Source organism: Shewanella sp. ECSMB14102 (genome assembly GCF_000813075.1).
GTDB classification, from domain to species: domain Bacteria; phylum Pseudomonadota; class Gammaproteobacteria; order Enterobacterales; family Shewanellaceae; genus Shewanella; species Shewanella indica.
This window is the reverse complement of the sequence record NZ_JWGX01000051.1, coordinates 40,584-54,073: the sequence shown is the minus strand read 5'-3', so window position 1 is coordinate 54,073 and position 13,490 is coordinate 40,584. Positions and strand designations below refer to the sequence as shown.

Sequence of the window (13,490 nt, the reverse complement as noted above, 5' to 3'; positions counted from 1 at the left end):
ACATCGATCTGTGATTTTTAACGTGACACAGAATTTTGAACACCCTCGAGTTTGCTCCTGCTTTTCTTCTTTCTCTTGATGCCGGACATAACGCCTTATTATCTCTTCATTTATTCCAACCGTATCGACAAAGTATCCTCGCTGCCAAAAATGGTTACCCCACATTTTGTTCTTCCTCAAGTATGGATATTTACTAAATAGTTTTAGTGCTATTTTGCCTTTGAGCGCTCCCATCAGTCTTGATATCGATAACTTTGGCGGAACTTTTATAACTAAATGAACATGGTCTACCTGAACATTTAACTCTACTACTTTGCACCCAAGTTGCTCACTGTAAACGTGAATACAGCGGTAAACGTCCTTACCTACTTTGTTTTTGAGAATCCTAAAACGGTACTTTGGAGTCCAAACTATATGATATTGACATCGCCAATACACATGCGATGCTTGCTCGTATCTACTGATGCTTTTTGTCCTTTGACTTCGCTAAAAATCAAAAGAGCAATTAGCATGGGTAGCCTTTACAGGCCAAGCCTAAATTGATGATAACCACCTACTGAAGTAGGTGGTTTAGGGGCTGAAAATAAAAGGGAGCCAAGAGGCTCCCTTTCGCACAAAGCACCAGAGTGATTAGTTCTGGATAACAGTGGCAACGTTGTAGTCGCCGCTTTGGGTTACGCTGATAGCATTGCTGGCGCCGGCCTGATAACCGACAACCAGGTTTTCGTTACCGCTTTGGGTGATCATCAGGCTGTTACCTGTACCAACCACAGCGAAGGCGCCGCCTTCAACACCACTCACCCAGTTGTTGTCACCGCTTTGAACGATTTGAGCCAGGTTGTTATCACCCAGGATCAGCAGGTCTACCAAGTTGAGCTCACCGCTTTGAGTGGTTTCGATATCGGTATTGTTGTAACCAACCACTGTGACCAAAGCTTCGTTGGCACTGCCATCTTGCTCCATATCCACTTCGTTGTTGTCGCCTTCCAGTTCGGCATAGGCAAAGTTTTCAGTGCCTTCCTGATGAATTTCGATCTGGTTGTCTTCGCCTGTGGTGAAGGCGACCAGTTCGTTGTAATCCCCCTGCGAAGTCAGGTCCATGCTGTTGTCTGTGCCATAGGCGGCGGCAGTGGCGAAGTTGGTGCTGCCATCCTGCTCCAGGTCGATGTTGTTGTCGTCACCCCAGATTTGGAATTCAACGCCGTTGGTGTCGCCTTCCTGCTGGATATCGACTAGGTTATCGCTACCCTGAATATCGGCAACCAGCAGATCGCCTACCGTGTTGCCGTCACCTTTCTGATAGATTTCAACGTCGTTATCATCACCTGTGGTGAATTCGAGCACTGCGGTGTTGGCAGTGCCGGTTTGCATCATTTCTATGCTGTTTTCAGAGCCGGACAGGGCATAAACAAAGCCAGTGTTCAGAGCGCCAGCCTGATCGATTTCGATACTGTTGTTATCACCGGCAACGCCGCGAACGCCACCTATGTTGGCGTTACCTTCCTGCAGTACGGTCACAGAGTTGCCGTTGCCTACGTTGGGGCTGAAATCAACGGCTATCATGCCGGCTTCGTTGTTGTTACCGTTCTGGCTGATGTAGCCAGAGTTGTCGTTGCCGTTGACACGGAATACCGCAAAGTTGGTGTCACCGTTCTGGTTTACTTCGGCGCTGTTGTTGTCACCGATCAGCTCCACATTGGCTTCGTTGAAGAAACCGGATTGAGCGACAGTTGCAGTGTTGACGTTACCATCCACATCGACGCTGGCCACGTGCCAGTCTTCATTTTGAGTCACAGTGACTTTGTTTTCGTCGCCCTTGGAATCAACATAGGCTTCGTGCCAAACACCGTCTTGAACCACGGTGGCTTCCTGGGCAGAACCTTCCTGATTGATGACAGCCAGGTTCAGAATGCCAGTTTGCTCGGCATAAACTTCCTGTCCTACAGTGCTGCGGCTCTGCTGGTTAACTGATATTTCGTTGACACTACCGGCGAAGGCTTGGGCACTCATACCCAGACCCGTTGTGATAGCCAGTGCAATCAGTGACTTTTTAGCTTGAGATTTCATTAAACGCTCCCTGTGTTTTTAATACTGCGTGATGCTGATAGTGGCTGCATCGGCAATTTGTTGTATCGAAAAATTGGCGCTGCCAAGCTGGTTGAGTTGCACCAGATTGTCATTGCCTATTTGAGTGATGTTTGCCTTATTGGCGTCACCTACCTGCATCATTTCAACCTGGTTATTGACCCCGAGTTGTACTACTTGCGCCTGATTACCCAATCCGACTTGGGTGAGGACAGCGCCGTTGTCAATTCCGGCTTGAATTATGATGGCTTGGTTGAAACTGCCTTGTTGCATCAGGTCGACCAAGTTGTCACGTCCCTGAGTTTCCAGCAGTGTCTGGAGGGTGACTGGCAACTCCTGTAATGCATTCACCTGGCGCTCTGTCGCTGCTGTACCAAGACTGGTCAACAAAACGGTTGAACCAAACAGGATTTTTGCGAGTACCGACACCTAAGACTCCTTTTCGTACATATCCTTGATTGAACCAGAGTGGAACAAATCAGCAACAAAAGTTACGCGTATAGGATGGGTGCCGCAATTGGAGTTAAAGGCTATTTAGGCTTTAGTCGATATTGCTTTTTGTAATAATGGTGGTTTGACTTATTTTTGTTTTAAAACAATGCATTGTGTTTTGTTTTTGGCGGCTTATAAGATTATCTATACCTAACACGTCTAGTATCAAAGTCGTATTTTACCGTTTGCTACTATCGCTATCGTTTTCATTGCGGTAACAATCTATTTGCAATAAATAAACGCCGGATTTCACTCGCTGGTCACTGTTTGCCTGTCGTTTCAAGGAAGTGCCGCAGATGCAAGCCGTTCCGGATACCAAGGGATTATAAGGACTATAGGAAACCCGAATATGTTGAAAAAATTCTCGCCATTGGCAGTAGCTGTCGCTGGGGTTATGGCGCTTGGTAGCGCGCCTGCAATGGCTAAAAACGAGATCCGTTACGCCAAGGACTCTATCCTGGTGGTTTACAAGGATAATGCCACCAAGGAGGAGCGCATCTCGGCTCAGCGCCTGGTACGTGGTACTTTGCGTGATGCCAATGCCGATGGTATAGATGACAAATTTGCCCGCTTGCTTGATGGTCGTCTGGCCAAGCTGAATCTGCGTCAAGGAGCCGATATTGAGCAGGCGATCAAGATGATTTCCAGTCACCCGGCGGTTAAATATGCTGAACCCAACTACATTTTGCGCGCCATAGGCATGCCGGATGATCCTCGTTTCCCTGAACTCTGGGGCATGCATAACACAGGGCAAACCGGTGGTGTGGCCGATGCCGATATAGATGCTCCCGAAGCTTGGGATGTCACTACAGGCAGCACGGATGTGATCATCGGAGTTATCGACACCGGGGTTGATTATACCCATCCGGATCTGCAGGCCAACATGTGGGTCAACCCGGGGGAAATTCCGGGTAACGGCATAGATGATGACGGCAACGGCGTGATTGATGATATTCACGGTTTCAGCGCGGCCAACAACAATGGCGATCCCATGGACGGTAACGGTCATGGTACCCACGTGGCCGGCACCATTGGCGCCAAGGGAAATAACGGCCTGGGTGTCGCCGGAGTCAACTGGGACGTGACTATTATTGGCTGTCAGTTCCTGACTCCTGCAGGTACAGGTTCTACCGCAGATGCCATCGCCTGTATCGACTATATGACAGATCTTAAGGTGAATCATGGTGTCGATATCAAGGCCACCAACAACTCCTGGGGTGGTGGTGGTTTCAGCCAGGCGCTGAAGGATTCCATTGAAACTGCCGGTGACGCCGGTATTCTGTTCCTGGCTGCGGCCGGTAACGACACCACAAATAATGATGCCAGCCCTCATTATCCGTCCAACTATGAATCGGACATAGTGATGTCTATCGCCAGTACCAATAGCTCGGATGATATCTCCTGGTTCTCCAACTGGGGTGCTACCAGTGTAGATATGGCCGCGCCAGGCAGTGCCATTCTGTCAACGGTTCCTGGTGGTGGCTACGAGAGCTATTCGGGCACCTCAATGGCGACACCTATGGTGAGTGGCGTCGCGGCTCTGGTATGGTCTATCAACCCGGATCTGACACCGCTTGAGATGAAAGCACTGTTGATGAATTCGGGTGATGCCAATGCGGCCATGACAGGTAAGAGTGTTGCCGGTACCCGTCTGAATGCGGCCAATGCACTCGATCAAGCTAATCCAAGCCCAAGTTATCGCTTTAGCGTGAGCCCGGCTGCCCGCACCATTGAAGCCGGTGAAAGCACCAGCTATGACTTTAGTGTCGGTAGTGTCGCCGGTTGGAATGGCAGTGTTGAGCTGAGTGTCAGTGTGGAACCCGCTCTGGAAGGGGTATCTTTGTCTGCTACCAATGTTGGTGCCGGTGACAGTTTTACCCTGAACGTGGCAAGCACTGCCGAGACTCAGTGGGGTGATTACGCCATCACGGTATCGGGTAATGACGGCAGTATTGAAAAGAGCAGTGTGGTGAGCCTGGAAATCATCCCTCAAGGGCTGAATGACTTCCCGTACAGCAATGATACCCCGGTGGCTATTGCCGATAACAGCACAGTGACCAGCACCATTGAGATCGCCGATCCGCTGCAGATCTTCGGGGTCAACAGCAACGTCAACATCAGCCACACCTGGATTGGTGATTTGACTGTGACCCTGACTTCGCCATCCGGTACCGAAGTGGTGTTGCATAATCGTGAAGGCAGTAGCAATGATGATATCGTCAAGAGCTGGGATTTGAGTGACTTCAACGGTGAAATTGCCCAAGGAACCTGGACTCTGAGTGTGACTGACCACGCCGGTGGTGACAATGGCACCCTGAACAACTGGGGTATGGTGATCACTGCGTTGGGTGAAGCCGGTCCTTCAGCACCTAATGCCGGCTTTGACTATCAAGCCGAAGGTCTGAGCGTCAGCTTCAGCAACAGCAGCTCTGATATCAATGATGATATCGCCGGCTACCACTGGGATTTCGGTGACGGCTCTGTTTCCAGCGAGGCAAACCCTCAACATGTGTATGCCCAGGCTGGTACCTACACAGTGACCCTGACAGCGACCGATGCCACCGAGCTCAGCGACAGTGTCAGCATGGAAGTGCAGGTATTTGCCCACAGCATCTCTGCCGATATCAGCCGCGCCCTCAAGTCCCGTCGTGGCAGCGCCATGGTCGATGTTAACTGGAATGGTGCCCTGGGTGATGAAGTGGCGATTTTCCGCGATGGTGAGCAGGTTGCGACCACCGCCAACGATGGTCAGTTCCGTGATCGCTTCAGCACTGAAGCCGAGAGCGTGACTTATCAGGTTTGTGAACTGGAAGCCGAGCTTTGCTCTGATCCTGTAGTTGCTCAATTCTGATAACCCAAATGGATGAAAGCGGCCAGCTGGCCGCTTTTTTTATAAACACATCGTGCAAAAATTAATTTTTGATGACAGGGGGAGATAACTTCAGAACTTCGCAATCATTTACGCAGGGGGGCGATTGCCTCATTGCTTTACCTTTCATTGAAGTTGCGTCGGTGCAAGCTTATCTGCTTGGTCGGGTTTACTTGGATGCTGGCGGCCAAGTAAACTGATTTTCCTAATTGGAGTACTAAGGATAACAATAAGATGAGTATTTGGTTTCGCCCTATCACCCTGGAAGATTGTGCCAAACTGGATGTTGGTATGAGTGGCAAGGGCACCTTGATGCAGACACTGGGGATCCGCATCACAGAGATAGGTGATGACTATATGGTTGCCAGCATGCCGGCATCTCCGGCTATCCACAATCCACTTGGAATAGTCCATGGTGGTGCCAATGTGGCACTGGCAGAGACGGTGGCCAGCTATGCCGCTAATTTTGCGGTGGACTTTGAAAACTACTATTGTGTCGGTCAGGAGATTAACGCCAATCACCTGCGGGCAGCCCGTAATGGAGAACTCAAGGCAACCGCCAGAGCGGTACATTTGGGCAAACGTAGCTCTGTCTGGGAAGTGCTTATTCATAATAGCGCCGGTGAGCTGACCTGTATCTCCCGTATGACCGCGGCCGTGATCAAGCGTTAGGGCCATATGCTAGCGCTGAGTTTGCGTAAAAGCATAGATTAAGGCCAATGTATCGCCTGTTTTTCAAGATTATTTCACTCGCATGGACAACGGGCCTAGTTGCAATTGGGTAGATTGCCAACAGGCCCAAAGCCAATTTTTTAGCTCCAGTATTCATTCTTGCTCCTGTTTGTAAGCGACTATCCTTATAGGCGAGGGGTTGGGAATTTGGCATTCAGGGGCGTCATGATTCGAAGACAGTTGCTGCTGTGAAATAGGGGATCTTGGATGGATACAATCAATATATGGGAGTGGGTCGGATATCTGGCATCAGTAGTGGTGGCTATCTCTCTGATGATGTCCAATATCAAACGGTTGCGCTGGTGGAACCTGCTTGGAGCGGCACTGTTTGTTGCCTATGGTGTGGCCATTGCTGCTTATCCTGTGGCTTTGGTGAACTTCTTTATTGTGCTTATTGATGCCTATTACCTGGTTAAACTCTATCGCACACCAGCGCCTGAATTGCAGTCAAGTGATCAAATAAACGGCGAAAAATCAGATGATAAGTAAGACTGGCAAACCACCGGCGCCCGAGTAATCTCATGGTGCCGGTTTCTATAAAGTTTGTTTCTTGCTTTCGTGACAATGTCAGCTTGTTCTGCTTCAGCCGTTTTTCATCTCGACTGGTAGTCACTGCTATCTCGGTTATCCATTTCTTTATCCTCCACTTATTAAGCCAGCCCCAAAGCAATCTATAAATGGAATTATGACAATCAGTTTTAATCGTTTTTAAAAAAATGGTCGTTTGACTAAGATGACCACATCGCCAATATGACTGCTCAAGGGAGCACCTATGGCCACCCTATATGATGTGATTGAAAACTGGTTAAACAAAACAAAGGACTAAGGAGCACGAGATGAGTCAGAAGCAATATATCACCAGCCAGAGCGGCGCCCCTATCGCAGACGATCAGAATTCCCTCTCCGCCGGAGAGCGTGGTCCTCTGTTGCTGCAGGACTGGCACCTGATTGAAAAGTTGGCCCACTTCAACCGCGAGCGGATCCCAGAGCGGGTTGTGCATGCCAAAGGCACGGGTGTTTATGGCACCTTCACAGTGACCAATGATATGAGTCAATACACCATAGCCGAACATTTCCAGGGTGTAGGCACCCAGACCGAGGCTTTTGTTCGCTTCTCGACCGTAGGCGGTGAGATGGGCAGCGCCGATGCCGAGCGCGATCCCCGTGGTTTTGGAGTGCGTTTTTACACCAAACGCGGTAATCATGACATAGTGGGCAATAACACCCCCACTTTTTTCCTGCGTGATGGCATCAAGTTTCCTGACTTTATCCACACTCAGAAGCGTAACCCGCACACCAACTTGAAAGATCCTCAGGCGATGTGGGACTTCTGGTCGCTCAACCCGGAGTCCTTGCATCAGGTGACGGTCTTGATGTCTGACCGGGGCATTCCGGCCAACTATCGGCAGATGCATGGCTTTGGCTCGCACACCTTCTCATTTTGGAATGCCAAGGGTGAGCGCTTCTGGGTCAAGTTCCACTTCAAGACTGAGCAGGGCATAGCCAACCTGACTGAAGAGCAGGCCGCCAAGGTGAAGGGAATCGATCCGGATCATGCCCAGCGCGACATGGTGGCGGCAATCCAGGATGGTAACTTCCCCCGTTGGAAGCTCAAGGTGCAGATAATGCCGGAAGCTGATGCCAATACTTACCATATCAATCCATTTGATTTGACCAAGGTATGGCCACATAAGGACTACCCGCTGATTGAGGTTGGGGTACTGGAGCTCAATCGTCTGCCACAGAACTACTTCGCTGAAGTAGAGCAGGTGGCACTGGCGCCAAGTAACCTGGTTCCCGGTGTTGGCGCGTCGCCGGACAAGATGTTGCAGGCTCGCCTGTTTGCCTATGCCGATGCCCAGCGTTATCGGATAGGAGCCAACTATAACCAGTTGCCGGTGAACTGCCCCCATGCGACTCAGGCCAATCACCATCAACGTGCCGGTGCCATGGCCGGGGCTCAGTGCCCTTATCATGGAAGCCAGACAGGTGGCGATGCGTCGGCAAACTATGGCCCCAACTCGCAGCCAAGCGGCCTGCAGGATGCCACAGAGTTCAAAGAGCCGCCGCTGCGCCTGGATGGAGAAGCTGACAGATACAGCCGTTATGGTCAGGATGATTACACTCAGGCTGGCAACCTTTACCGCTTGTTGCCGGAAGAGGAAAAGGCCAGGCTTATCAGCAATATCTGCGGTACTCTGAGCCAAGCGACTCAGGATGTGCAGCAGCGAATGATAGGTCACTTCAGTCAGGCCGATGCCGACTACGGCCGCCGGGTGCAGGAGATGCTGGCCAGCTGATAATTGCACGCCGGAAATAACAGGGGCAGCTTGAGCTGCCCCTTTTGCGCTGTCAGCGGTTGCCCTATTCCCACAACAGGGTGGCAATCCCCAATAGGGCAAACAGCAGGGCGCAACCTCTGTGGATCCAGGTCATGGGCAGCTTGTCGGCACTGAAATGGCCGGCCAGTACCACAGGAACATTCGCTAGCAGCATGCCGACAGTGGTGCCTGTTACTACCATCAGCAGGCTATCGTATTTGGCTGACAGCACCACGGTTGCGACCTGGGTCTTGTCACCCATTTCGGCGATAAAGAACAGCAAACAGGTGGCCACGAAAGGGCCATAGCGGTAGAAGCGGCTCTCTTCGGCATCGACCTTATCGGGCACCAGCACCCAAAGGGCGATGACAAAGAAACTACCGGCAACAAGGTAACGGCCGACATCGGCGCTGAGCCAACCCATGGCCCATTGGCCCAGCCAGGCGGCGGCAAAATGGTTGAGCAGGGTGGCGATAAGGATCCCTGAGATGATTGCGGTCTTGTTTTTGAAACGGGCGGCCAACAATAGGGCCAACAGCTGAGTCTTGTCACCGATTTCGGCTACGGCGACAGTGAGAGTTGAGGCGATGAGAGCTTCCAAAATGGGCGTTCCTTCGGGGTGGCAAAATTCCAAGCACAGTCTACCGCCCACCCCTTTATAATTAGTGCGGTATACCGTACTCAGGTCTTGCCGGGCAAGCCTAAGCTTGCTGTAAGCACCATGGCATGAGGCCAAGTGTGTTGATACTTACCCCTGGGCGGGACCCAGGTTAGCTACTCCCCTAAGACAGAGGCGGCCATTATAACTATAAAGTTCGTTATGGCAACACTGCTCTGATTTCGATAAAAATGAGATTTCTTTATCTGGGAAAGAGGGGGCTGTCGATTTTTTACGCCGCTGAAAGTCGAGAAAATGGTTTATGTTTCCGTTTGACAGCCCTGTATCAGGAATCAAGTCGAAGCATAGGGTAACTGGCCGATAGTCGCGCTTCCCCGCTTGCCCAAGGGCTGTGGCTCTGTTAATGTCCCGGTTAAGTTAATTTTTGAGAAAGAGCCTCAGTGTTGAGTTTGCATCTTTGCAGTCCCCAATTCCGCTGTCCACGATTTAGTTAGCCCCAGTGGCTTGGTGGCATACCTCTTCTGTTTGCTGAGCTGTTGGGGCCAATGAAACTCCGTAAGGCGGAATTTCATCTGCGGCCAAGACGTTACAGCTTGCCAGCTGCGCTGACAATTCGCCTTTCCCCTTGGGTAAATCTGACCTTAAAGATAACAAGACAAAAGAACAGGACGAATTTTAGTGAACTTTAAAATATTGGGCTCTGTAGCCATAGTCGCAGGTACAGCGATAGGCGCCGGTATGTTGGCCTTGCCATTGGCAACGGCTGCTCTGGGCTTACTGCCGGCCCTGCTATTGATGTTGGTCATTTGGGGCATTTCTGCCTACACCTCATTGTTGATGTTGGAAGTCAATCTGCGCTCCGGCGTGGGGGATAACCTGCATGCCATCACAGGTAAAGCCTTGGGTAAGACGGGGCAACTGATTCAAAGCGCCGCCTTTCTCAGCCTGCTGTTTGCCCTGACCGCTGCCTATCTGACCGGCGGCGCCGATCTCCTGGTGCTCAAGGCCAAGGCCTGGTTCGATATGACCCTGGATGGCCAGGACGCGGTACTCTTGTTTACCCTGGCTCTGGGCAGTTTTGCCGCCTTGGGAGTCGGTTGGGTCGATAAGCTCTCCCGCGGGCTGTTTTCCGCCATGATAGTCATGCTGGTGCTGGTGGTACTGTTTCTGTTGCCTGAGGTGAATATGAACACCTTACTGGAGCAGCCGCCGACCGATTCCTATGCCAATGTGTGGCTGGCCGCCGTGCCTGTGGTATTTACCTCTTTTGGTTTCCATGTCTGTATTGCTACTCTGGTGCGCTATCTCGATGGTGACACGGTTTCCCTGCGCAAGGTGCTGCTGATAGGCTCCGGCATTCCGCTGGCCTGTTATCTGCTTTGGCTGCTGGTAACCCTGGGTACCGTCGGCGGCGATACCATTCACGGCTTTGGCGGTTCACTGTCGAAACTCATCAGTGCCTTGCAGGCTATCAGCGAGCAGCCTTTGGTGAGCAAGTGCATTGGGCTGTTTGCCGACTTGGCGTTGATCACCTCGTTTCTAGGGGTGACCCTGAGCCTGTTTGACTTCAGCGCCGAGCTTATCCGCGCCAAGAGTAACTTTGTCGGCCGCTTGCAGACTTGGTTGCTGACCTTTATTCCGCCGCTGGCCTGCGCCCTGTATCTGCCGGAAGGTTTTTCAGCGCTGCTGGGGTTTGCCGCTGTGCCTTTAGTGGTGATCATCATCTTCTTGCCGATAGCCATAGCGCTGAAACAGCGGCGTGAGTCGCCGGAAGGCTACAAAGTTGCCGGTGGCAAGCCGGCGATGGCGCTGATGGCCCTCCTGGGGATAGGCATTATAGCTGCCCAGCTGTATGCGACGCTGGGGGCCTAAGCTAAGCCCTTTGTAAGGGAATTTTTCCGAGTCTGTAGCCGCTTGGTAGTCTGTGTTAAAGTCGGGACTTGTGCCCGGCTTTTTTGTTGCACAAAAACAACAAATTGAACTAATACCAGCGAATGGACTTACTAGAATGAAAAAATGGTTACTTGCAACGGCCATAGCCACCAGTTTTGGTGTACAGGCCGATGAGGGCATGTGGCAGCCCTACCAACTGCCGGCCATGGCCGATGAACTCAAGGCCAAAGGACTGGAAATAGACGCCAAGTCTATCTCCAAGCTGACCGAATTCCCGATGAACGCCGTGATAAGCCTGGGCGGCTGCACCGCGTCTTTCGTTTCGCCCAAGGGTCTGGTGGTAACCAACCATCACTGTGCCTACGGCTCCATCCAGTACAACTCCACCCCGGAGAAGAATCTGCTGCATGATGGCTTCCTGGCGAAAAACTTTGCCGAAGAATTGCCGGCAACTCCGGGCTCGCGGGTATATGTCACCGAAGAGGTCACCAATGTGACCGACAAGGTGAAGAAAGGCCTGGACAACAAGCAGGGCGACGCTTTCTACAAGGGCGTCGAGGCGGCCGAGAAGTCACTGGTGGCCCAGTGTGAAAAAGAAGATGGCTATCGCTGTCAGGTTTACAGCTTCCACGGTGGTCTTGAGTACTATCTGGTGAAGCAGCTGGAAATCCGTGATGTTCGCCTGGTGTATAACCCAGCGGCCAGCGTGGGTAAGTACGGCGGTGATGTCGACAACTGGATGTGGCCGCGCCACACGGGCGATTTCTCCTTCTACCGCGCCTATGTCAACAAAAATGGCAAGCCGGCCGATTTCTCCAAGGATAACGTACCTTATGAGCCCAAGAGCTTCCTCAAGGTGTCGGCCAAAGGGGTCAAGGAAGGGGACTTTGTGATGGTGGCCGGTTATCCGGGTCGCACCAACAGATACCGCACCGGCAATGAAGTGGAAAACCAGTTTGAGTGGTCCTATCCACAAGGCAAGGAGCTGCGTGAGCGCTTTATCGAGATCATTAAAGAGACGGCCCCGGAAGGCAGTGACGAGCGCATCAAGTACGAGAGCCTGATCGCCGGTCTGGCCAACTATGCCAAGAACTTCACCTCGATGATAGAGTTCTACGGCAAGTCGACCATGCTGGAAGACAAGCGTGCCCTGGAAGCCAAGCTCAAGAGCTGGATCGATGCCGACAGCAGCCGCAAGGCCCAGTATGGCGAGGTGTTGGCACAGCTGGACAAGCTGGTCGCTCAAAGCCAGGCGGATCAGCAGCGTGATATTATCCTGGGCTATCTGGGGTATACCACCATGTTGCCAACGGCCCGCGAACTCTATCGTCTGGCCAATGAAAAGGCGCTGCCGGACATGGAACGCGAGCCGGGTTTCCAGGAGCGTGACATGATCCGCTTCAAGGCCGGTATGGAGCGTATCGATCGCCGTTATGCCGCCAGTGTCGACAAGGCGCTGGTGTTTGAGATGCTCAAGCGTTATGCGGCGCTGCCCAAGTCTGAGCGACTGCCGGCGCTGGACAAGTACTTCGGCATAGGCAACAAGCTCGATGAGGCCAAGCTGAAGAAGACTCTGGACAAGATGTACAAGAATACCAAGCTGGATAACAAAGATGTGCGTCTGGCCTGGATGGACAAGTCGGTTGCCGATTTCAAGGCCTCGAAAGATCCTATGATCCAGTTTGCCGTGGCCTTCTATGACACAGGTATGCAGCTGGAGCAGAAAAAGAAAGAGTTGGCCGGTGAGCTGATGAAGGTGCGTCCTCAGTACATGGAAGCCATCATTGCCTACAACCGTGAGCAGGGTAAACCTGTGTATGCCGATGCCAACTCCAGCCTGCGGGTGACGGTGGGTCATGTGAAGGGCTACTCACCCAAAGACGGTCTCTACGCCGTACCTTTCACTCGTCTGGAAGGCATAGTGCAGAAAGACACCGGGGTTGAGCCTTTCGATGCTCCCAAGAAAGAGCTGGAGCTTATCAAGGCCAAGCAATACGGTGACTTCTACTTCAAAGATATTGACTCGGTACCGGTCAACTTCCTCTCAACTCTGGATACCACAGGCGGTAACTCAGGCTCGCCAACCCTCAACGGCCGCGCTGAGCTGGTGGGACTGCTGTTTGACGGTGTTTATGAGAGCATCATAGGTGACTGGAACTACGACGATAACATCAACCGCTCCATTCAGGTGGACAGCCGTTACATGCTGTGGGTGATGAAGTATCTGGATAATGCAGATAACTTACTGCAAGAGATGGAAATCGTTAAGTAAGCTTCGCCATTAATCTGAATCCCCGCCAAGTTGCGGGGATTTTTTTAACTAGCGCTGGGGGGGGAGAGTTGCAGGGCCTGATTCAACAGCTGGCATACCTCGGCGGCCGGGCGCTCAACCTTATCGGGCAAAGATTGCTGTACCCCGCGGGCCTTGACCAATGATGATTAGAGGAAGTCTGCTGTCTTACGGTAGGGAAATGTTTCT

10 protein-coding genes and 1 riboswitch are annotated in these 13,490 nt (G+C 51.9%); of the genes, 6 read left to right on the top strand and 4 right to left on the bottom strand.

The genetic code is table 11. The annotated features are described in order from the left end of the window. From tnpA to RC73_RS15980, 3 genes are all read right to left on the bottom strand, one after another. Positions 1–465: IS200/IS605 family transposase (tnpA, locus tag RC73_RS20190; RefSeq protein WP_082014354.1), on the bottom strand; the 465-nt coding region annotated here is incomplete at its 3' end. Positions 466–630: 165 nt separating this feature from the next. Next, a complete protein-coding gene (locus tag RC73_RS15985) occupies positions 631–2,067 on the bottom strand; it encodes a curlin (RefSeq protein WP_039035583.1) in 1,437 nt (478 codons plus the stop codon). Between the two features lie 18 nt (positions 2,068–2,085). Beyond that, on the bottom strand, positions 2,086–2,514 hold the full coding sequence (locus RC73_RS15980) for a curlin (protein ID WP_052248246.1): 429 nt from the start codon (positions 2,512–2,514) through the stop codon (positions 2,086–2,088). 412 nt (positions 2,515–2,926) lie between these two features. On the opposite strand from RC73_RS15980, the gene RC73_RS15975 reads away from it, so the two are divergent. From RC73_RS15975 to katB, 4 genes are all read left to right on the top strand, one after another. Then, complete coding sequence (locus RC73_RS15975) at positions 2,927–5,428, top strand: S8 family serine peptidase (RefSeq protein WP_039035582.1); 2,502 nt, start codon at positions 2,927–2,929, stop codon at positions 5,426–5,428. A gap of 252 nt (positions 5,429–5,680) precedes the next feature. After that, positions 5,681–6,118 carry a PaaI family thioesterase gene (locus RC73_RS15970; protein WP_039035581.1) on the top strand — a complete coding sequence of 146 codons (438 nt, stop codon included), beginning with the start codon at positions 5,681–5,683 and terminating at the stop codon, positions 6,116–6,118. A 267-nt stretch (positions 6,119–6,385) separates the two neighbouring features. Then, the gene (locus RC73_RS15965) at positions 6,386–6,667 is read left to right on the top strand and encodes a YgjV family protein (RefSeq protein WP_039035580.1); all 282 of its coding nucleotides are present in this window, start codon (positions 6,386–6,388) and stop codon (positions 6,665–6,667) included. A gap of 347 nt (positions 6,668–7,014) precedes the next feature. Further along, complete coding sequence (gene katB, locus RC73_RS15960) at positions 7,015–8,478, top strand: catalase KatB (RefSeq protein ID WP_028779401.1); 1,464 nt, start codon at positions 7,015–7,017, stop codon at positions 8,476–8,478. A gap of 64 nt (positions 8,479–8,542) precedes the next feature. On the opposite strand, the gene RC73_RS15955 is transcribed toward katB, so the two are convergent. Continuing rightward, positions 8,543–9,100: a TMEM165/GDT1 family protein gene (locus RC73_RS15955; RefSeq protein ID WP_039035579.1), complete on the bottom strand. Its 558-nt coding sequence runs from the start codon at positions 9,098–9,100 to the stop codon at positions 8,543–8,545. Between the two features lie 92 nt (positions 9,101–9,192). Further along, a riboswitch (yybP-ykoY riboswitch) is annotated at positions 9,193–9,296 on the bottom strand. A gap of 500 nt (positions 9,297–9,796) precedes the next feature. On the opposite strand from RC73_RS15955, the gene RC73_RS15950 reads away from it, so the two are divergent. Together RC73_RS15950 and RC73_RS15945 are read left to right on the top strand one after the other, a co-directional pair. Then, a complete protein-coding gene (locus RC73_RS15950) occupies positions 9,797–10,990 on the top strand; it encodes an aromatic amino acid transport family protein (RefSeq protein ID WP_039035578.1) in 1,194 nt (397 codons plus the stop codon). Between the two features lie 136 nt (positions 10,991–11,126). Beyond that, positions 11,127–13,283 carry a S46 family peptidase gene (locus tag RC73_RS15945; protein ID WP_039035577.1) on the top strand — a complete coding sequence of 719 codons (2,157 nt, stop codon included), beginning with the start codon at positions 11,127–11,129 and terminating at the stop codon, positions 13,281–13,283. Positions 13,284–13,490 lie beyond the last annotated feature (207 nt).